20 protein-coding genes are annotated in these 21,127 nt (G+C 39.4%); 6 read left to right on the top strand and 14 right to left on the bottom strand.

What is annotated here, in order from left to right:
- The first annotated feature begins 48 nt into the window (after positions 1-48).
- The gene (locus ORQ98_RS08820; RefSeq protein WP_274688434.1) at positions 49-2,004 is read left to right on the top strand and encodes a flavin monoamine oxidase family protein; all 1,956 of its coding nucleotides are present in this window, start codon (positions 49-51) and stop codon (positions 2,002-2,004) included.
- A 68-nt stretch (positions 2,005-2,072) separates the two neighbouring features.
- On the opposite strand, the gene ORQ98_RS08815 is transcribed toward ORQ98_RS08820, so the two are convergent.
- Both ORQ98_RS08815 and ORQ98_RS08810 read right to left on the bottom strand, forming a co-directional pair.
- Positions 2,073-2,441, bottom strand: coding sequence for a hypothetical protein (locus ORQ98_RS08815; RefSeq protein ID WP_274688433.1), 369 nt, complete (start codon positions 2,439-2,441; stop codon positions 2,073-2,075).
- 396 nt (positions 2,442-2,837) lie between these two features.
- Positions 2,838-3,371 carry an RICIN domain-containing protein gene (locus tag ORQ98_RS08810; RefSeq protein ID WP_274688432.1) on the bottom strand — a complete coding sequence of 178 codons (534 nt, stop codon included), beginning with the start codon at positions 3,369-3,371 and terminating at the stop codon, positions 2,838-2,840.
- Positions 3,372-3,722: 351 nt separating this feature from the next.
- Here ORQ98_RS08810 and ORQ98_RS08805 point away from each other — a divergent pair, with 351 nt between their 5' ends.
- Complete coding sequence (locus ORQ98_RS08805) at positions 3,723-4,136, top strand: hypothetical protein (protein WP_274688431.1); 414 nt, start codon at positions 3,723-3,725, stop codon at positions 4,134-4,136.
- Between the two features lie 84 nt (positions 4,137-4,220).
- Here the strand turns inward: ORQ98_RS08805 and ORQ98_RS08800 are convergent, their stop codons facing one another.
- Genes ORQ98_RS08800 through ORQ98_RS08790 form a run of 3 tightly spaced genes read right to left on the bottom strand, consistent with a single transcriptional unit; the run spans position 4,221 to position 6,940 of the window.
- Complete coding sequence (locus ORQ98_RS08800; protein ID WP_274688430.1) at positions 4,221-5,108, bottom strand: DUF6999 family protein; 888 nt, start codon at positions 5,106-5,108, stop codon at positions 4,221-4,223.
- Position 5,109: 1 nt separating this feature from the next.
- A complete protein-coding gene (locus ORQ98_RS08795) occupies positions 5,110-5,799 on the bottom strand; it encodes an iron-containing redox enzyme family protein (protein WP_274688429.1) in 690 nt (229 codons plus the stop codon).
- A gap of 10 nt (positions 5,800-5,809) precedes the next feature.
- Entirely contained in the window at positions 5,810-6,940 is a 1,131-nt protein-coding gene (locus ORQ98_RS08790) for a beta-ketoacyl-ACP synthase III (RefSeq protein ID WP_274688428.1), read from the bottom strand.
- A 222-nt stretch (positions 6,941-7,162) separates the two neighbouring features.
- Between ORQ98_RS08790 and ORQ98_RS08785 the strand changes: the two genes are divergently transcribed.
- Positions 7,163-7,546 (top strand): hypothetical protein, encoded by a 384-nt coding sequence (locus ORQ98_RS08785; RefSeq protein WP_274688427.1) that lies wholly within the window; start codon positions 7,163-7,165, stop codon positions 7,544-7,546.
- Between the two features lie 149 nt (positions 7,547-7,695).
- Here ORQ98_RS08785 and ORQ98_RS08780 read toward each other — a convergent pair whose 3' ends face one another.
- The 5 genes from ORQ98_RS08780 to ORQ98_RS08760 form a co-directional block, all read right to left on the bottom strand.
- Positions 7,696-8,337, bottom strand: a complete 642-nt coding sequence (locus ORQ98_RS08780) for an HD domain-containing protein (RefSeq protein WP_274688426.1) — start codon at positions 8,335-8,337, stop codon at positions 7,696-7,698.
- Between the two features lie 107 nt (positions 8,338-8,444).
- Entirely contained in the window at positions 8,445-8,801 is a 357-nt protein-coding gene (locus tag ORQ98_RS08775) for a DUF2845 domain-containing protein (RefSeq protein WP_274688425.1), read from the bottom strand.
- Positions 8,802-8,977: 176 nt separating this feature from the next.
- Positions 8,978-9,976: a YHYH protein gene (locus tag ORQ98_RS08770; protein ID WP_274688424.1), complete on the bottom strand. Its 999-nt coding sequence runs from the start codon at positions 9,974-9,976 to the stop codon at positions 8,978-8,980.
- A 778-nt stretch (positions 9,977-10,754) separates the two neighbouring features.
- Positions 10,755-12,368 carry an ATP-binding protein gene (locus ORQ98_RS08765; RefSeq protein ID WP_274688423.1) on the bottom strand — a complete coding sequence of 538 codons (1,614 nt, stop codon included), beginning with the start codon at positions 12,366-12,368 and terminating at the stop codon, positions 10,755-10,757.
- A 36-nt stretch (positions 12,369-12,404) separates the two neighbouring features.
- Positions 12,405-13,142, bottom strand: coding sequence for a response regulator (locus ORQ98_RS08760; protein ID WP_274688422.1), 738 nt, complete (start codon positions 13,140-13,142; stop codon positions 12,405-12,407).
- Between the two features lie 918 nt (positions 13,143-14,060).
- On the opposite strand from ORQ98_RS08760, the gene nrdA reads away from it, so the two are divergent.
- The 3 genes from nrdA (at position 14,061) to yfaE (ending at position 18,054) form a co-directional block, all read left to right on the top strand.
- Entirely contained in the window at positions 14,061-16,331 is a 2,271-nt protein-coding gene (gene nrdA, locus ORQ98_RS08755) for a class 1a ribonucleoside-diphosphate reductase subunit alpha (RefSeq protein WP_274688421.1), read from the top strand.
- Positions 16,332-16,405: 74 nt separating this feature from the next.
- Entirely contained in the window at positions 16,406-17,536 is a 1,131-nt protein-coding gene (gene nrdB, locus ORQ98_RS08750; RefSeq protein WP_274688420.1) for a class Ia ribonucleoside-diphosphate reductase subunit beta, read from the top strand.
- A gap of 233 nt (positions 17,537-17,769) precedes the next feature.
- Positions 17,770-18,054, top strand: a complete 285-nt coding sequence (gene yfaE, locus ORQ98_RS08745; RefSeq protein WP_274688419.1) for a class I ribonucleotide reductase maintenance protein YfaE — start codon at positions 17,770-17,772, stop codon at positions 18,052-18,054.
- 83 nt (positions 18,055-18,137) lie between these two features.
- On the opposite strand, the gene ORQ98_RS08740 is transcribed toward yfaE, so the two are convergent.
- The 4 genes from ORQ98_RS08740 to ORQ98_RS08725 all read right to left on the bottom strand — a co-directional run bounded on the left by ORQ98_RS08740 (position 18,138) and on the right by ORQ98_RS08725 (position 21,111).
- Positions 18,138-18,311 (bottom strand): hypothetical protein, encoded by a 174-nt coding sequence (locus ORQ98_RS08740; RefSeq protein WP_274688418.1) that lies wholly within the window; start codon positions 18,309-18,311, stop codon positions 18,138-18,140.
- A 150-nt stretch (positions 18,312-18,461) separates the two neighbouring features.
- Positions 18,462-19,163 (bottom strand): SDR family oxidoreductase, encoded by a 702-nt coding sequence (locus tag ORQ98_RS08735; protein ID WP_274688417.1) that lies wholly within the window; start codon positions 19,161-19,163, stop codon positions 18,462-18,464.
- Positions 19,164-19,639: 476 nt separating this feature from the next.
- Positions 19,640-20,443 carry a substrate-binding periplasmic protein gene (locus ORQ98_RS08730; protein WP_274688416.1) on the bottom strand — a complete coding sequence of 268 codons (804 nt, stop codon included), beginning with the start codon at positions 20,441-20,443 and terminating at the stop codon, positions 19,640-19,642.
- Between the two features lie 95 nt (positions 20,444-20,538).
- Complete coding sequence (locus tag ORQ98_RS08725; RefSeq protein ID WP_274688415.1) at positions 20,539-21,111, bottom strand: class I SAM-dependent methyltransferase; 573 nt, start codon at positions 21,109-21,111, stop codon at positions 20,539-20,541.
- Positions 21,112-21,127: the final 16 nt, after the last annotated feature.

Below are 21,127 nucleotides of genomic sequence, written 5' to 3'. Positions count from 1 at the left end.
AGTTAATTAATTATAAAAATAAGAACACCCTACCCTCAAGGAGGAATTATGCCACATTTTACACTTAAAGATTTAGCGCACGATAAGCAGGTTCCAGCCTATGCTGACGTTGTTGTCATTGGTGCAGGCATGTCTGGCTTATATGCCACCTGGCGAATTTTAAAGGATTATCCAGATAAAAATATTGTTATTTTAGAGCGCTCACACCGTACAGGTGGCCGTTTAGACTCTGATCTGATTGAGTTCAGTGATGAAGTTACCGTCAAGGAAGAAGAAGGCGGTATGCGCTTTACCTTCGATAATATGGACGATTTAATGAGTCTGTTTTTATTACTGGATATTGACGATCAAATTGTACCCTTCCCAATGGACAGTGGTGGTAACAACAGACTGTATTTTAGAGGAGAAAGCTTTAATAACCAAATTGCCAAAGAAAATAATTATTCAATCTGGCAGGAACTTTATAACCTTGAGCCAATTGAGCAAGGTATCGACCCGAAATCAATTATTAATATGGTGTTTAACCGTATTCTTGATGTTAATCCACATTTTACTGAGCGACCAAATAAACGCACACCTACTTTTTGGCAAAAATTTCGATTGGAATGTCAGTGGAATGGGGTTTGCTTAAAAGACTGGACACTTTGGAACCTACTAACCGAAATGGGTTATTCCAATGAATGTATTACCCTTCTCTATCGTTTATTAGGTTTTAACGGTACCTTTTTATCACAAATGAATGCAGGTGTTGCCTATCAGCTGCTAGAAGACTTCCCAAATGATCCTCAATTCAGAACCTTTAAAGATGGCTTTAGTACCTTACCAAACGCACTGGTCAATGCTATTGGCAAAGAGCGAATTTTCTTAAAAACCCATTTAGAAAGTATTGATAGACGCGAAGAAAATGGCGATTATGCATTAAGTTATCAAACCACAACACCTAATGGCGCTATCACCTCAAATGTAATTCATGCCAAGCAAGTCATTTTAGGATTACCCCGGCTGGCTTTGGAAAAGCTGTTTATTAACTCCGATGCATTAAATCACTTACCTAACGATCAATCCAAACAATTATGGGATACGCTACAAACCACCACCAACCAGGCCTTATTAAAAATTAACTTATATTATGATAAAGCCTGGTGGGGTAATAACATAACTGGACGCCCACCCGTTTCATTTGGGCCTAACTTTTCTGATTTACCACTCGGCTCAGTCTATCCATTTTATGCGATTGATAATGAACTGGTTGCTGCACTCGAATACCAAAGTTGGCTCAAAAGCCACCAAAAAGACGTACCCAAACATTTACGGGAAAAAATTGACCAAATTAATCAAAGTAAATATGAAAAACCTGCTGCATTAACTATTTACTGTGATTTTCTAAATATCAACTTCTGGAAAGCCCTACAACATAACGGTCCTTTATTTAACTCACCTATGCAAGAGAAGTATAAAGGACACTTCTATGCAGCTTCCCAAGCTGTAGTGAATACCGCCACCGAGTTTTTTAAATCATTATTCTCTACCCACTATGTGCCACAACCAACATTAACCAGTGCACGTATCTGGGATGGCAGTACCCGATTTGATGCAAACCCCAGTGAGCAATTTGGTTACGGTGTTCACCAGTGGGCGTTACATGCCGATGATAAAGCCATCATGGACCAGTTAGCAGAACCTTTACCAGGCTTATATGTTTGTGGTGAGGCTTATTCTGACTATCAAGGTTGGGTAGAAGGTGCATTGCGCTCAGCAGATAAGGTGTTAGCAAAAGGGTTTAATCTGCCACCTATCAGTGCCGTTTATGAGGAAACCCACCAACAGACACCTTCTGCTGCCATTAAAGCAAGTTACAATACCAATGCAACCCATTTAATTCGAGAATATATAGACCCCGACTTTGAGCCCAATGCCCCCAAGGAGACAATTAACGCGCCCGATTTAGATACCTCAGAAGAACATAATTATCATATATCACTAAATTACTTTAATAAGCGCTAGCTCAATCATTAATAGCACTCAAATATCTGAGCCTTAAAAGCCCGCCTCTGTGAAGCGGGCCTCTTTAATTAACAAACTTCAGAATAAAGATACTCTTGTTTAACCCAGCCACCACCACGAGGGGGATCAACCTTCAACATAGGTACTACTTGACGAGACTCAACTCTATATTCATGGTATTGATAGCCTCCAGCGCTATCCGTAATTAAATAGTGAGCAACTCTACACTGGTTAGTAATATTAATGATTCGAAGAGGGTTTTGGAGAATTCTAAAATATTTTTTAAAGTCTGTAGTCACTGCATAATCAGGCATACTATCAACATATTCCTGATATTTGCTAATATCACCTGTTACTGTACTTGGAGAAGCAAAAACTCCACTCACAAACAGTGTAAACACTATACCTATAACAGTATTGATCTTATTTTTATTCATTGTTAACCCTATATATTTTATGTTTATTATCAACCAGACTTTAGTTGTACAAACAACATAAGCTGATAGCAAGAGCTAACAATATAGTGAATAGTATGAATTATAGAAATTATGCTTTAGTAGTAAGATGTACTCTAACGGATAACAAGGTAGGTATTTTTTTCATTTATGGATATTAAACAATTCAGTCTTTCGCAACCCTATCTATACTTATATAACCAGCTGGCAGCAACAATTATCATTCATTGTATTAGTATCAGATCATGTTGATGTGTCATACTGAAAGGGATAATCAATTCAGTGCAAATATTTATTAACTCACAATATTTACACCGAACAAATATCAACAAATAACCAGTTAATATTATTTATATTATAGCAATGATTATTTGCTAGTTACTTAAATTTCCAAAGCTGGCCAGTTACACTTTGGCAATTATCCATAAATGCAGCACCACCGAGTGTAGACTCTGGAGCATGTCTATTACCTTCTAAACACTTATTTTCGTTTTCTAAGAATTTGGTCGTTAGTTTAAAGTAACCATTTCCTACTGGAATTTTTTTCCACAGTTGACCCGTTACATTTTGGCAGGTATCCATAAAAGCTGCACCGCCTAAAGTAGACCCTGGTGCAACTTTATTTCCTTCTAAGCATTTATTTTCACTTTCAAGGAACTGTGTAGTTAATTTGAAGTACTCGCCTCCTACAGGAATGAGTTTCCAACGTTGTCCTGTAACATTCTGGCAAGTGTCCATAAAAGCAGCCCCTTTTAAAGTCGATCCAGGTGCAACTCTATTTCCCTCTAAGCACTTATTTTCATTCTCAAGAAACATTGTAGTTAGTTTGTGGTAACGACCAAAGTCATTTGCTGAAACACTCGATGCAATGGCGATACTTGCCAACAACATTGAAACTTTTTTATAGTTCATAGGTTTTTAGTCCATAAAAACAAGATAATAGTATGATGGAAGTACACTATAGTAAAACAGTGCCTAACATCATGGGCCATCTTAACAAACCAATTACTTAATCTCCAGAAAAGGATTTTGCATAAGCGATACCAAAACACTACAACCGTTTTTAATCGACAATAGCTTTAACAGTAATTTATTATGATGCTGACAAAACAGCAAAAACAAAAGTTAGCACTAACAATTTATTTATATATAAAGGATCTTCTATAAAGATTTAGCTTATTCTTAAGTTAATCAACACATAAAATATAACAGCCGTTATTTTTTAATGCACTAACAATAACCATCTTGCTTCAAGGAGGAATAATGAAAATACTCAAATACTTAATAATAGCAATTTCAATCAGTTTACCACTTCAGTTGTATGCAATCCCTAACGAACTTGAAGTATATAATGACTCAGACAAGAGCATTGATATACAAATACATGGTAAATTTATAGGTCATGAAGTCCCTGCTAAAATGGCAAACACTATATTATGGTCAAATTTGAAAGAGTTATGTAACGCGGGTGTATCCAATAACATCTCAATTTCAGCTGATTTATGTGCAGCCGAAGTTTATTTGGCTCCAAATACTTTGGATCAAAAATCATTAGGTATAATACTTATTAATTTAGTCAGAGGTAATATAATTATTGTTCGTCAAGATCCAGTATTGACTGGTTATCAGATAGTGCCATATGGAAATGGGCAGTTACTAATAGAAAATGCCCAATAAAGTATAGTTAGCTAGCAATGGTGGTATAGCAGACCTAAAGTGAGCAGTGTTATACATACTGCTCATACTCAACTGAGGTTTCCTTTAAAGACACACTGCCTTATGTGCCTTCCGCTTTTGTTCACGTAGATAACCATGCAGGATTTCTGCATCTAATCCATGTAGCATTAACCGAAAACCTGCCTGAAGAGTAGAAAAAGGTACCGTTGGATGACGATTACTCACCAAGGTCACGGCCAAGGGGTCATGCATCAATTTACTAATATAAATAGCAAAGGTTTCGTCTAACTGTAATGAGTTACTGGCTCGCCAGAAATCATGGTCAGATAGCAGTAAGGCATATAACGGCGTATAAGCTTCCACGGCTGTCTGTAAGTCAATGACGTTTAATGCTCCCTGTTTGCCTGGGTCAATGTCAAACTCATCATCAGTGATTGCATCATAATTAATGACTTCTGGCGCTTCAAATTCCCGCCCAGTTTCTTTTAACTTTTGATTCAACTCTGCTATAAAATTATATACGTTTAGGTCATGAATAAGAAAAGTATCGTTTTTTAAATCTTCAAGGGTTTTTGGTCTTGACGGTATAGTCGACTCAATGTTCACTCCTGCATTATCAGCAATAAACTGTAGCAGCTCAGTACCAATGTTAAAGTGTCGTAAAATTAAATAATTAGCATCTCTTTTTACAAAATGCTTTAACCCCCAATAAATAGTGTAATGTAATACTTTAGAGGAACTCCATTTGCTGGGAATAACCATTCGCAACAATTGCACGACAATAATCATTAGCCGTGCCAACGGCCTTATAATTGGCAGTAACAGTCGCCGAGACCAACTATTTTGTCCTTGCAATAACGCTCGTTTAGCCGCTGTGTGCATAGGCAAGCTGTTATCAAGGTATAATGCCAACCAAGGGTTAGGATCGTCTTTATTAATCTGCTGCTCAGCAAAATTATTATGCCATGTCATTTTAGTAATTGCCTAATTCTTCTAATTGCAATAAATAAAGCCTGGCTGTCACTTTAGCCGTCCGGATAATTTCATGCCGGATATTAGGAATCGTCAAGATACCCGTGTTTAAAATGGCTTCTAACTCATCAAGATGAGCTTCATCATGTTCTGCATGATAAGTATAAAACTCCAATTGTTCTACAGATATCCCCATATTATGCTGCAGTGCTTCAGCAAACGTTTGGGCAAACTGCTTGCCTAGCCCTTCAATAATAAACATTGCACCGATTAAATCGAAAGGATTAGGTTGACTGGCCTTATAATACATCCAGGCCGATAATGCTTCAGAGCCTATATTTTTGTCCTGTTTATGTAGCTCATTAATATCACCTCCCGTAGCCTGATAACAGCGTTCAAGCATTTTATAATCCTGATGTTCAGTTGTCGCATGGCCAATGAACACCGCCCGCTGCTCCAAATAAGGTTCGGTAATTGAAGAAGCAGCTCGACAAATCCAGCCACTCCCCTCTTTTACTTGATGATAGTGGTCTGCCAATAAACGACGATAGTCTTCCAGTTGTAGCTGGTTATTGATTGCTCGAAAAATAATCGGCACTTGAAGTAAGCGGCTTTCAAAATCAGCCCACACAATCGTCAGTTGACGTAATACTTGCTGGGTAGAAATCAGCTGTAAATCTGAACTTGTCATAATGACAACCTTAATTATTATCAAACACAGAGAGATGCATAAATGAACAAATACCCCGACCACTTTCAGGCACAAAACACAATATTTTCTGACCTGCTGTCAGTGGTTGGGTTTTTACCAGTTCATCTAACATAATGAATATTGAAGCCGTACCTGTATTACCACAATGCACTAAATTAGAAAACCAACGCTCTTCAGGAATCATCGCTCCAGTTTTAATTAATAGCTTTTTCATTTCCTGCCCCAGAGATTGAGCAGAATAATGGGGCAGAAAATAATCAATATCATTAGGATCAAGCTGGTATTTATCCAATAACTCCAGGTAATACCCTACCCAGGCAGGAAACATTTTATAGAGTAAAGTAAAGTCTTGTTTCAATGCAATCGCGCCTGCCTGGTATGCCTCAGCAGGGCTGTTATATAAGTTCCATGGCTGATTGTTGGTGGTTTTATTTGAGGCAGCCCCCGCATACATACAGGGGGGAAACCGGTCAGCAAATGACTTTTGTTTAATCCAGTCGACTCGTAAAGATATTCCTTGTGGCTTGGGTTCTGGCTCAAACACCATTGCACCAGCTCCATCAGAAAGCGTCCAGCGTAAAAATTCCAACTCAGGGTCAGGCTTTGAGCTTTCATTATAAAAAGGCTGATAAAACCCTGGTTGAAACCAGCGGCTGGAAAACTCACTGCCACTGGCAACGGCTAGCCGAGCTTCATGGGTTCGCACCGCAAGCCAGGCACTTTTAGCTGCCATCAGACTACTGGCACAAACACTTTGGAACGAAGCCAGCTCTAAGGGGGGAATACCTAACTCACCATGAACTGCACTGGCAAAACCTGGTACTAAATAGTCACCTTGTGTTGTACTCGTTGCTAAATAATCAGCACTATCAGGTGAGCGTTTAGCATGGGCGAATGCTGCATGAATTGCCTCTGCTGCCATTTGCGCATTCGTATGGGTATAATCACCATTGGCTGTTAAGGCATAGTACCGTTTTTTTATACCATTTTTTCTTAAGGTCGCAGCACCTAGTGAGTCACTTCGGTCACTAATCTTACCAATAATAGCGCTGATCTCATCATTGCTAACCGGCTTGCCCGGTAGACATTTACCAACGCCAGTTATAAATACGTCTGTCATTTCATACACACTTTGCTAACAAACTTAGATTGCTTTTAGAATAACTGATGAAGCGATCAATGTCGGCAACCATTATCAAAGTTCAAGCACCTGATACTAAACAGCCTATGGAGTAATACTGGTTACTTAATAAATTGAATCAGTAATTCTAAATATCACATCTACTGTGTACTATCAGGTACGTTATAGTCATGCTTATTAATGTTTACACGGAGATGTTGAGTGAATATTTGGATTTTTAGTGCAGGGGTTTTGGGATTGTTAACTTCACTGGTTCATATTTTTGCAGGACAAATCGCCCCTGTTCGGCCATTTCTTCAATCTGAGCTAGACGATATCCCTAAAGCAACGTTATTAGCCTGTTGGCATATAGTAACAGTCATTCTTGTCACATCATCAGCTTTATTGATTTATGCCGGATGGGTAAATGCAAACTACCTTACTACTGTAGTATTAGGGCTTTCTCTAACCTATGTTTCTTTCGCAGCTGTTTTTATGTGTGTGGGCTGGTACTTTTTTAAACATCACACATTCATTAAACTTCCACAGTGGGTGCTGTTACTGCCGACTGGTGTCTTAGGCTTTATTGGTTCAGTGCAATACTAGCGATGACTCTACCAACTTAGAAGGAGTCTTGGGTAAGTATTGTGGTGGGCTAACCTTCAGTCACGATGAGTGAATTAAAAATATGAGTTTGCATTGCGAAAACCCGTCATATCAGTTTTCACTGAAAAGGTCCCAGCTGTGTGCGACTTCTATCCGCTATTTGACAGAATTTCCAAGTTTAATTGTTTTAGAAAGTTTAACATGAACTGAGTTCTTTTCTTTGCTTCTAGTTTAGCTGACTCAGTATTTACGCTGTCAGCAATCAACAAAAGCTTTTTATAAAAATGATCTACAGTATATTTCCCATCATCTGGTAATCTTAACTGGCAAAACGGATCATTAGTACTATAAAGTTCTCGTTCTAGCTTCGCGCTTACTTGCATACATCGAGCGATGCCTATTGCACCAAGCGCATCAAGACGATCAGCATCCTGAACAATTTTGGCCTCTAGTGTTCTTGGTGTGATGTTAGCGCTGAAGCTATGGGCAACAATAGCATGATGTATTGGCTCTAAATATTTTTCAGGGTAATTGATTTCACTTAAAAACTGAACTGCTTTATCAGCAGCATATTTTGAGCTATTGGTTCTGTCAGGATGGTTCTTAGGTAATGAAAAACAATCATGTAGCCAAGCCGCTGGAGTTACTATTTCACTAACAGCTCGTTCTTGTTCACATAACTCTTTAGCTGTTTTTACAACTCTTAATATATGGTTAAAATCATGAGCTAAGTCTGTTTTCATCTCAGCAATAACAAATGCCGAAGCTAATTCTTCTAATTGATTTAACAAAATTCTACCACTCTTACCTTATTATGTATTAGCTGTATTTTGTTTTATGGGTGCTAGCAACGCTTGGATTAAAGCTAGCTAAGTACTTCCCAACCAAAAGAACCTATTTAAGCTCGATCACCTACTTCTATTGCATCAACTACACCATCACGAAAAATTACTACACCCAAAAATTTGCCTTTTCCTCGATTATATGTCCATTTTTCTATATTTATGTATGTAACCGCTTCAGAAGAGTATCCGTTTAAGTTATTCCAATTTGATTTGTTAACAATTTTTTGACTTAAATCTTCTTTTAACATTGGCTCTTTACAAAGCAAGAGTACCTTAGCTTTTGAATCACCTGATGTAATTAATTTACTACCACAACGCATACTGTCTGCATAGCCATTTGCAACTGATACGAAAGTTGTAAGTAAAACTAATACAGATCTAACAGTTAGTTTTTTAGTAGTACTTAGCATAGCTTTTTACCTCTCAGGTTATCGATAGCTTAGCTTCTCCTTATAGGACAGGTAACAAGATCGTTTTTTAATCAGCTGTTACATTTTTGTAACATACATATAAAAACCAAGAGCAGCTATAAGGGATTATACCTACTATGAACTGGTTAAGCTTTATGAACCGGGGTTTGAGGCGTTTACTCTACAACAAGTTGCTCTTTAGCAAGCTCTCCTGATAAACACCTTGGTATATCAACATCCTCATTAAATACCGCATGATAGTGGTATATACCGAAAGGATAGTGGAATGTAGCTCCAACATGGCCATTACATTTATCAAGGTTTTGGGGAGGTAACCCTGTTATTTCCTGACGTCCATATATAGGAAAGCCATCCATTGCATATCCTGTCAGTTGTGATTCGTATTTTTGTGGTATCGACTCACACTCAACTTCAAAAATATGATTACGAAGGAGTTTTTCATTAATTGTTTCAGGGATAATATGTGAGTGATAAAAACCATCTAAGATATGTCCTCCACATGGATCCAATGCAGGCACACTACCGCCTCCTATATTATTGGGTCCTTTTACAACAGATGGCGGCAATCCATTCACAGGAAGGCCATGTAAGGATAAGCCAACAATATCAATGGCTGACGCCATGGGCGTCACTTTATTTGCAAATTCAGGGTAAGCAGGAATTTTATACGTTAGTTGTAGATTAATGTCTTTTTCTGCTTCAATACAGTAGTCATACTGCTGATCTGGAGGCGGTGCCTGTTTGTCTAATCTCATGAAGTATTTACGTATATTTTCGTTTTCATCTACAATGTCATAACCATCTATTTCCATATTAATAAAAAATATTTTATCGAGCAGTCTAAGCCCCGGATTGGTTTTACCGTCATATATATAAATACCACCAATATCATCAAGTGTTTCTGGGCAATAAGGACCATCATTGATCGGCGTACTTTTTACTTTTAATTCAAAGCATTGCGTTTTTCTTCCGTTGTTTAATGTGCAATTAACTAATGAAATGTTTTTTATAAAATTACTAAGGTTGTAATATACCGGATCTAAAACGGGCAGGTGATTATATTCTTTATCAACGTGCATATTGTTGTATGCAACAGCTTGATTGCTACTTACTAATAATGATATTAGTATAAGTAAAACATTTTTTATTAACAAAACAACACTCCTTGTATTTCTTGTTATAAATTTTTATTGCTTTATTATAAACATTCCCTTAAACAAGGCTTATTAACCAATATCTTTTGGTAGACTCTGGCTCAAAGAATACAAAGTGCTATACATATTTACGAATATCTAAAGTTTTAAAAATTAGCAAATTAATTTACAATATTTACAATCAAACTCATCAAGTTAATACTAACTAATCATCAATCTTAGCTGTTTACGTTACTTTTTATTAGGTGTTTACCCCTGTGACGAGTAGCACTTTTACAGCCAGCTGTGTTACAAGTCATTTATGTAGAATGACTACACAGCATTCCTTGTGCCTTGCTGGACAAAAAACAGTCTCCGGCAGTGGTGGTTCAAATAGTGTTAACAGGCCCTAGCTCCCTAGTTACAATTTCTAACCCTTTTGTTGTATTAGAGTCACACTGAACAACAGCTGCTTTAACTGTTGTGGATTGGATGGTCCATAGCGGTCAGCAGAATTAATTACTTTTTCAATAATTATTTTTCGATCCTACATACTAACTTTACACTTAATTATTAATAAACGGCTCTCAGATACTGGCGCTGTGGAAGCTGGTTAGATGTAGTTTGATTATGAGTCATTAGTACTCCGAAAAATATAATTTAGGCTTTGGTAAATAGGATATCCTTAGCTCTTTGTTACTATCAGAATAGAAGTAAACTCAAACTCATTATGCCTCATAGTTCATTAATACTGTGCTCACTTTTACACACGTTAAGTTAAGGCTTGCGTATAAACCCCCTAACTCCCCTTCCGCCTTGGCCAGACCAGGCTAAATTTAGCGCCGCCCAAACTACTGTGATCAACTTGTGCGGTGCCATTATGCCAATACATAATGCGTCGTACGATGGATAAGCCTAAACCATAACCACCAGAGGCGCGGGTGCGACTGTCGTCTAATCGAGCAAATGGGGTGAATACTCGGTCCCATTCTGTTTCGGGAATACCTGGTCCGTCATCTTCTACATCAACACGGCAAGTTTCGGCATTGACTGAAAAACTGACGAGTACTTGTTGGTTAGCATATCGACAGGCATTTGCCACCAGGTTTTGTACCGCTCGGTGCATATAGCGACGTTCAACATCGACTTTACGACGGTGCTCGGATAAATGACTAGGCTGGAAGGCAATAGCAATGGACGAATTTATATGGGACTGTTCATTGACTACCTGCTCTAAAATAGTGTCAATATCTACCCGCTTAAAATGAATAACGGGGGCACCTTGCTCTAGACTCGCATAGGTTAAAATTTCATCTACTAGGTGATCCAGCTCTTGAATATCTTTATCCATGCCATCCAGCTGCTTTTGCTGCTCTGCTTTGGAAGTGGCATCCGCCACCATTTCCAAGCCAAAACGCAACCGCGCAACAGGCGTTCTTAGCTCATGAGATACGCCACGAATCATTTCTTTTTGAATACTCAACAACCGTTGTATATGACTGGCCATGCCATTAAATGCCATGGCTAATCGACCAACGGAATCAGACCCTCTCACTCTCACCCTGGCATCTAAATTACCGCGGGAGATATTGGTTGCAGCCTGCTCCATTTTTTTCAGCCGCTGCTCTAGCCCTCTGACTAAAATATAAATGGCTAAGCTAATAGAAGTGAGCACAAATAACACAATAGTCACCATTAAGCTCAGTGGGTATAACTCTAAAAACCATACCGGGCCAACAGCTAATACTTTCTGGTCTTCATCAATGTCAATTAAATTGCCTCCTTCAAGCCCTACATATAGCTTAATTGACTGACCTTCTGGGCCTAATATCATCACCATATGTCCATCGCGTAAGCGCTGCTGGTGCTGTGCTGATAAGCCTATCTCAGCTGTTTTCAACATATGTAATGGGTAACTAAAGGCATTCTTCAACTGTTGTAGTTGCTCTTCTCGATGGGCACTGGGAAAACTGATTAAATGCTGTTTAATCAGCATTAAAGTGCCATAGGCCAGTTGCTCCGAAATCGAAGAAACGGTTCCTCGCAAAAGGAGCCCTGGCTGAATCCAGGCATAAATATGCGCCTGTTTTTCAGCCAGAGGAATAACCTTAACATCCCCTGACTTCAGTAGCTGTATATCTTCTTTATTGATTTCTAGTACATCAGGCTGCTTGACCAGCTCCAGCGGAATGCCTAATAAATGTTCAGCCTGTTGTAATAGCAGAACTTGCAAAGCATCCTGTTTATTTTTTAGCTGCATTGCGACTAAGCGGAAGGTCCCTCTGGCCATTTCGGCCCGATACTCTTGAACCCGCACACTATTAATAATGGTAACAGCCAACCCAGATAGCAGCGCAACTAATACCAGCGTAAACAGCAGGCCACCATAGATCCTTAAAAAAATACTTGTCACGGTAACCAGCCTGATTATGTCATCAAATCATGAAGATTATTTGCCATCGGCTTCTTTGTCTTTGACAAATAAATAGCCCCTGCTGCGCACCGTTTTAATTAACCGAGGGTGCATCGGATCATCACCTATTTTGGGGCGAATCCGAGAAACACGCACATCAATGGACCGGTCTTGGCCGTCATATTCAATGCCTCGTAATGAAGAAAATATCTCTTCTCTACTTAAAATACGGCCTGCATGGCTAGCCAATAACCATAATAAGTCAAACTCTGCACTGGTTAAGTCAATGCTTTCGCCTGCTAGCCAAGCCTCACGCATGGCATTATCAATCACCAGCTCACCAAACACCAAACGGGCCTGGCTATCCACTGGCGTAACTGGTTCAACAGAAGGGGCTGGAGCACTGCGACGAAGTAAGGCACGGATACGCGCCAATAATATTCTGGGCCTGGCAGGCTTGGATACATAATCATCAGCGCCCATTTCCAAACCTAACACCTGATCCAGGTCATCAGTACGTGCTGTTAACATTAAAATAGGGCCATGATAATCATTTCTTACTCGACGACAAATGGAGACACCATCTTCGCCAGGCAGCATTAAATCCAGTACCACAAGATCTGGCTGCTCGTTACGAATTCTTTCTACCGCTTTGCCACCATCCGCTTCAATGCTGACTTTTAAACCATTGCTTTCAAGATAGTCTTTGGTTAAAGCGGCTAGTCGTTCGTCATCCTCTACAATAAGAATTCGATCGTTATCTGAACGTTCCACTACACTACTCTTCTCAGTTGGTACTACTTGTTGTTTATACTACTTGTTGGTTTGTACTGCTTTAGCCAGGTTAAACATTAACCAGTTAAAGCAGCTACTATTCATGAATCATGAATAGCTTCAAGAAAAGCTGCTACTCAAAAGAGCAACTAGAGACCAGAGACGCCAGTACTACATCTAGTGCTATATTGAGCTGGTTGATAAGGTGGCTTATAGTTTATACCAACTGTAGTAAACCACACTCATCATTTATTAGCCTGCCAGTGCTACTGTACCAATCATGTAACAGAATAGACAATATAACCTTGGCCATACCAGCCCTGCGATGTATCAGGGCAGCTACCCAACACTCTAATGTTAGCTATTCATAATTTAGACATCTAGTGACTGTGCTTAAATAGGCCTGCTTTAAATAACCTTATTAAACAAGCTATAAAGAATTCGTTTTAAATTGAGCAAAAAGCAATCACAAAAACGACCAGAGCTGTACTTTTTTTAACCATAATTATTGCTAATTTTTTCTTGCAAAGCAGCTAACTAACTGAGTAAAAACGACTTATCGTTAGTGTTTGCTAACCAATTGTTTTGTCAAATTTTTTCAACGTTTTTCATAGAGAATTACTACTTGCAATAAAATGGAAACCGCATTATCTTGTACCGCCCAAAACGTTCTATACTACATATAGTACTGCTTATTTAGGCGAGCCCTAGCATCATGAATGACGAATTTCAAGTGCATAGCGGATTTTTTTCCAAGGGCTGGTATCTGCAGTTATCCAATGAGGCAGTTAACATCGTCTTAAGATGTCTCACTGAAAGCTCAAATAGCTCTTGTGCAAAAAACAACCTTTACTGACATCTATCGGTGTGGGTGGGTTGGTTCGATTTTTTACTTAACATTTGGTAGGTATCCACTACATGAATAAAAACCTGATGGTTACTAAGCGCGATGGGCGAACCGAACCTATCGATCTGGAAAAAATCCACCGGGTGATTACATGGGCAGCAGAAGGCCTTAATAATGTCTCTGTTTCTCAGGTAGAGCTAAAGTCGCATATTCAGTTTTTCGATGGTATCAAAACCGCCGATATCCATGAAACCATCATTAAGTCGGCTGCAGACTTAATTTCAACTGATACCCCTGATTATCAGTATCTAGCTGCACGTCTGGCTATTTATCATTTGCGTAAAAAAGCCTATGGCCAATTTGAACCACCTGCGCTGTATAACCACGTGTGTCGTTTAATTGAGCTGGGTAAATATGACCGCCACTTGCTGGAAGATTATACAGAAGCTGAATTTACCGAAATGGATCGCTTTATCGACCACCAGCGAGACATGAACTTTTGCTATGCTGCCGTTAAACAATTGGAAGGTAAATACTTGGTACAAAACCGAGTAACGGGTGAATATTATGAAAGCCCACAGTTTTTGTATGTTTTAATTGCTGCCTGTTTGTTTGCAAAATATCCTAAAGAGCAACGATTAAATTATATTCAACGGTTTTATGATGCCGTTTCACAATTTAAACTATCACTGCCAACCCCTATTATGGCAGGGGTTAGAACACCTACCCGTCAGTTCAGCTCTTGTGTGTTAATTGAGTGTGATGACTCCTTAGACTCTATTAATGCCACCTCAAGTGCCATTGTTAAGTATGTCAGTCAACGTGCAGGGATTGGCATTGGCGCTGGTCGAATTCGTGCCTTAGGCAGCCCTATTCGTAATGGCGAAGCCTTCCACACAGGTTGTATTCCTTTTTACAAGCACTTCCAAACAGCAGTTAAAAGCTGTTCTCAAGGGGGAGTTCGCGGTGGTGCAGCCACTTTGTTTTACCCTATCTGGCACTTAGAAGTTGAGTCACTGCTGGTGTTAAAAAATAACCGCGGTGTTGAAGAAAACCGGGTTCGCCACCTTGATTATGGGATTCAATTTAATAAATTGATGTATCAACGCTTAATTAAAGGTGAGCACATCACCCTGTTTAGCCCTTCTGATGTACCTGGCTTGTATGATGCCTTTTTTGCCGACCAGGAAAAATTCGAAGCACTGTATTTGCAGCATGAGCAAGATCCAGCCATCAGGAAAAAACAAGTCAAAGCCGTTGAACTGTTCAGTTTATTTTTACAAGAGCGTGCCAGTACTGGTCGGGTTTATTTACAGAATGTTGATCACTGTAATACCCATAGTCCATTTAAAGCGGATGTTGCTCCCATTAAACAAAGCAACTTGTGTCTTGAAATTGCTTTGCCCACTAAGCCACTTAACCGCTTTGATGATCCCAATGGCGAAATAGCTCTGTGTACCCTTGCGGCATTTAACTTAGGTGCCCTCACCGATCTAGACGAGCTGGAAGATTTGGCAAACTTGATTGTGCGCGCTTTAGACAGCTTGCTCAGCTATCAGCACTACCCTATTCCTGCAGCGCAAAACTCCAGCGATAATCGTCGTACACTAGGTGTCGGGGTTATTAACTATGCTTATTACTTGGCAAAACATGGCGCCAGATATTCTGATGGTTCGGCCAACAACCTAACCCATCGTACTTTTGAAGCTATTCAATATTACTTATTGAAAGCCTCTAATAATCTCGCTAAAGAACAAGGCGCCTGTAATAAGTTTAACGAAACTACCTATGCTGAAGGTATTTTACCCATCGATACCTATAAAAAAGACCTAGATGAGGTATGCCAAGAGCCTCTCCATTACGACTGGGAAACATTACGTACCGATATTAAACAATACGGCTTACGTAACAGTACCTTAAGTGCCCTCATGCCATCAGAGACTTCATCGCAAATTAGCAATGCAACCAATGGCATTGAGCCACCACGCGGCTATATCAGCATCAAAGCCAGTAAAGATGGCATCCTAAAGCAAGTCGTACCAGAGTTTGAACAACTCAAGGAAAAATACGAGTTACTCTGGCAAATTCCATCTAATCAAGGTTACTTACAGCTGGTTGGAATTATGCAAAAGTTTGTTGATCAAACTATTTCAGCCAATACTAATTATGATCCCAGTAAATTTGCTGATGGCAAAGTGCCAATGAAGTTAATGATTCAAGACTTACTCAGTGCTTATAAGCTGGGCGTCAAAACACTTTATTATCACAATACCCGTGATGGTGCTGAAGATACCCAAAATGATTTGGATGACGGTTGCGCGGGAGGCGCATGCAAAATCTAGCACACAAATGCTAGAGGCCCTGGCAGCAGGGCCAATTATTAGCCTGAACACCAATCTGAGCCGATATTGCGACCATGAGCTACACCACATTCAACCGTGAACACTTTTCTGCCACAAGCCAGCCAATGTTTTTTGGTCAGCTTGTCAATATTGCTCGTTATGATATTCAAAAATATCCAATATTTGAAAAGCTGATCGAGAAACAACTGTCTTTCTTCTGGCGCCCAGAAGAGATCGACCTATCTACCGATAGACGCGACTTTACTGACTTACCAGAGCATGAAAAGCACATTTTTATTAGCAACCTGAAATACCAAACCCTATTGGACTCTATTCAAGGGCGCTCGCCTAACGTGGCTTTGCTGCCTATTGTTTCATTACCGGAGTTAGAAACCTGGATCGAAACCTGGGCCTTTAGTGAAACGATTCATAGCCGCAGCTATACCCATATTATTCGTAATATCATGAGCCAGCCCAGTGAGGTATTTGATGATATTGTCACCAACCAGGCTATTCAAAAACGGGCAATTGCAATAACTCAGTATTACGACGAGCTCATTGAAGGTATCAATTTATATCATACCCTCGGCACTGGCACCCACAAAATAGGCAATGAAACCATTACCATCAGCCTGCGTGACCTAAAACGTAAGCTGTATTTAACCCTGGTATCAGTTAATGTATTAGAAGCCATCCGCTTTTATGTCAGCTTTGCCTGTAGTTTTGCCTTTGCAGAACGTGCAACTATGGAAGGCAATGCCAAAATCATCAAACTGATCGCCCGTGATGAAGCCCTGCACTTGACGGGTACTCAACATATGCTGCAACTGATGGCTAGTGGTGAGGATGACCCAGAAATGGCTGAAGTAGCCAAAGAGTGTCGTGAAGAAGCACATCGCATTTTTATTGAAGCGGCAGAGCAAGAAAAAGAGTGGGCAGAATACTTGTTTAAAGATGGCTCAATGATCGGGTTAAACAAAGATATCCTGGCACAATACGTTGAATATATTACCAACCAACGAATGCTAGCGATTGGCTTTACTGCTCCCTTTGAAACCAAAAACAACCCATTACCTTGGATGAACGCCTGGCTGGTAAGTGACAATGTACAGGTAGCTCCCCAAGAGGCAGAAATCAGTTCTTATTTGGTAGGTGCTATCGATAGCCAGGTAGATACCTCAGAGTTTACCGATTTCGATTTGTAATCTATTGCTAGTGCAAGATTCAAACACTGCACAAGCCTTGCAATAAAATATAGCCAATGCGAAGGGCTTTTAGGCAAGGCGAGTTCCAGTAGCAGACTTGCCCCCAGGAGCTTAGGTCAAACTAAGTGACTGGGGTGACAGTTAAACGCTCCATGCTTTAACTGAGTTTCCACCTTCCATGGTGGTCAAGAACGAAGATAACAATGCCTAAAGGTCATTCGCGAAGGATAAATATGGCAAATATCATTAAAATAATAGACGGCTTTAGTTTTATTCCTCGTGAAGAGCATACCCTGCTGGAAGCAATGGAAGCTCAACAACTGGTAACGGAATATCAATGCCGTCAAGGTTATTGCGGAGCCTGCCAGGTAGAACTAATTAATGGCAACATTAAATATACTGAAGAACCGATTGCGTTTACTCCCAAAGGGCGCATTCTTGCCTGCTGTGCCAAACCTACATCCGATATCACAATTGAACTACCCTACCCCGTTAAGCGAAAAACCGGCGAAATATAGTTACAACTCTTTTTGGCTTTAAAAGAATTAATAAACACCCAATTAGCTAATACATCATTATTTCTAACGATATAAATTAATGGCTATCCTGGTCTAAAATCACACCTTCCACTGGTTAAACGTGCACCACATACATTAGTTTTGATAGCTTCAATCAATTTATCGAGCAGTCCAGCATCTGCGGGTTCAGGATCAGTCTCAGCATGTACAATTGAAGCAACAGTTAACGCTAAAACAAACGTTACCTTCTTTAACATATTAAGCTCCTTTAGTTATATTTTGAAGGGCACCCTTAATAAAATATACAGCAGTAAAAGTACAACGAATGTAACGTTTGTTTATTGATGTGCATTATTATGTAAAAAGCACTATGATTTTGTTTTTTAATTCCATGTCATATTAAATAACTACCAGGGAATTTCCTGTCCATCATAAGCATAAAATGAACCACTGTTTTCCAGGGTTAATGACTTAATCACTTGGCGTAATCCACTAATTGAAGTAGTCACATCAATCAGTGCACTAGGCCCACCCATATCAGTTTTTACCCAGCCTGGGTGCAACAACGCAACCTTAATACTTTCACTGCGCAGGTCTTCCGCTAAGCTTTTACCTACCGCATTCAACCCTGCTTTAGAGCTTCGATAAATATAGCTGCCACCACTGGTATTATCCTCCATACTCCCCATTTTGCTGGTCATTAATGCAATGGTTTTCAGTTGACTACGACGGATATGAGGCAAAAACTGCTGTACCAATAACAAAGGTGCAACTGTGTTGGTTTTCAACGTATCCATCCAAGTATCTGCTGTTATTTCCCCCAAACCGATCCCTTTAGGCCCATAAACACCGGCATTACACCACAGCAGATCAATGGCTTGCTGATCAAGCTGTTTGGCCAATAAAGTGATTGACTCAAGGTCATTTATATCCAACTGATAGACACTGACTGATGGATTTTCTTGCGCCAACTGGCCCAGTTCTGTTGCAGTTTTTGGTGTACGACAAGTGGCTATTACCTGCCAGCCAGCACTTGCGTATTGCTTGACAGCTTCCAGCCCCAAACCACGATTAGCACCTGTGATTAAAACAGTATGATGATTTTCCATATTAGATATAACCCTTCAACTGGTATAGTGAAGGGTTCATTTTATGTCCAGATAATGATCGGGTCTACAGCTAAGCTACTATTGGTTGTTTAGTCAATCCAGCCAACCGCACCAGTAATCCCCGAAGCATTATCAGATGATGAGCTAAGACCAATACCTGTCAATACAACATGATTGGTATTGTAAAATCTATTCTTGATCTGATCTGTGCTTAGATCGAGCGGCTACTCATGACCACTGCCATTGGTAAAGAGACTAGCATGAAATGAAAATTTATTTTAAATTAGCGAGCAAGCCCTTAAAATCAAGTAAGTCCTACAATAGTATAGTCGACGTGCTTTGGCTTACTACAACTACAGTATTATAAGCTAATCAACTTTGTTTACAGCACTTCAAACATTGCCTGACATTCACCTATTTTTTATTTATTATTCTTTATTTTTTATACACACTCTTTGCATTAGGTGTAACAGCTATCAAATACAATCAATCACCTTTTCACAATTCATCCATTTATTAATTATCTCATCATACAGCCCTGAGGCTTTCATTTGTGATAGCTCTGCATTAAAAGCAACTGACAAAGCACGAATATTTGGATAATCTGACCTTTTAACAAACGGCATGGTATACCCTTTTTCAAATAAAATTTTCGTTGAATATGTGACTTTATGCCTTAGTTTCAAGTCATTAACAACAAAATGGCCTACTGTTTTGTCAATAATAAAAAAGTCTATCCTTCCATTGGCTAGTTTCAAAAAACTCTGTTGAACATCTGTTGCTTCTTCTAGTAATGGATTTAGCGTACCGTCGTTTCTATTTGGGTACTTTTGCCAAAATGAGTCATGGTAAGAATAACCTCTTACAACACCTATTGTCTTTAAATTTTTTAAGGGGGTATCATAGTCAATTTCAACCGGTTGACTCATTTTTCCTCTAGAAAAGAATATATAACTGCTTTTCCACATATCTTCTTGAGGATAATAGACAAAAGGCTCTCTAACTTTTTTACGCGATGCGCCAAGAATTGCATCTACTCTAGCGTTTTCAACTTCGTGCCACGCTCTTTTCCAAGGCATTAATCTAACGGTATATTCAACTCCAAACTTATCAAAAATATATTTAATAATATCTATATCAATACCAACAATCCTACCCTCGTACTCAAACTCATAAGGGGGAAATGACTCACCAACAATATTCAACGGGCGAGCCGATGCAGAAACTGAGTTAATCAGTATCCAAGCTGATAGAGTAAAAAACGCTAGAAAGATTTTCATAGTTAACTACTCAAATATGACTTCATTCAACCATTCGCTTTGCCTATAGACTAGGTTAAAAGCCACAGAATTACCATGAGGAGACCTATAGCAGACTATCGGACCAGGTCTTGCGTTGTTGCTACTTCCTGCTTATACAAAGAACTATAAGACCTGGCTCTAACTCGGTTTTCTAGCAGCTCAAAATCCAAAATCCATCCCCAATCTGCCTGGATTTTCGGTCGTTTAAGCGGTGTGAGTATGATTAAGTGATTAGCGATAAGGCTCAAGTGAAAACAAAGCTTTGGTAACCAAGACTCATCCACTAGATGCATAGCAAAGCTGCATATAACCAGCTCATATTGCTTGCCAGCTATACCACCTTGAGCAATCTCTTCGAAACTGAATTTTTCAGCATGCCTACCCGTGCGACTTTTATATGCCTTATATGTGTAAGGGTCAATGGCCTCAATATGGGTAAAGCCATATTTCTCCAGTATTATTGTGATCTCTCCACTACCGCAAGCCAAATCAAGCATACAACCCTTGCTGATTGATTTTTTACTAAGCGACTGCTTCAATAAACTTTCAAGTAGTGGCTCATGGGGGTTTCTATAAAACTCACCTTCATTTTTGTAATAGCCAGTGATTCCTTTCGCTCTATATTCATCTGATATTTTTTTATGCATGTAGCAACTTTTCAAA

This window comes from Spartinivicinus poritis, assembly GCF_028858535.1.
Lineage (GTDB): Bacteria > Pseudomonadota > Gammaproteobacteria > Pseudomonadales > Zooshikellaceae > Spartinivicinus > Spartinivicinus poritis.
Note: the sequence above shows the minus strand (reverse complement) of the source record. Positions and strands in the feature narration are given on the sequence as shown.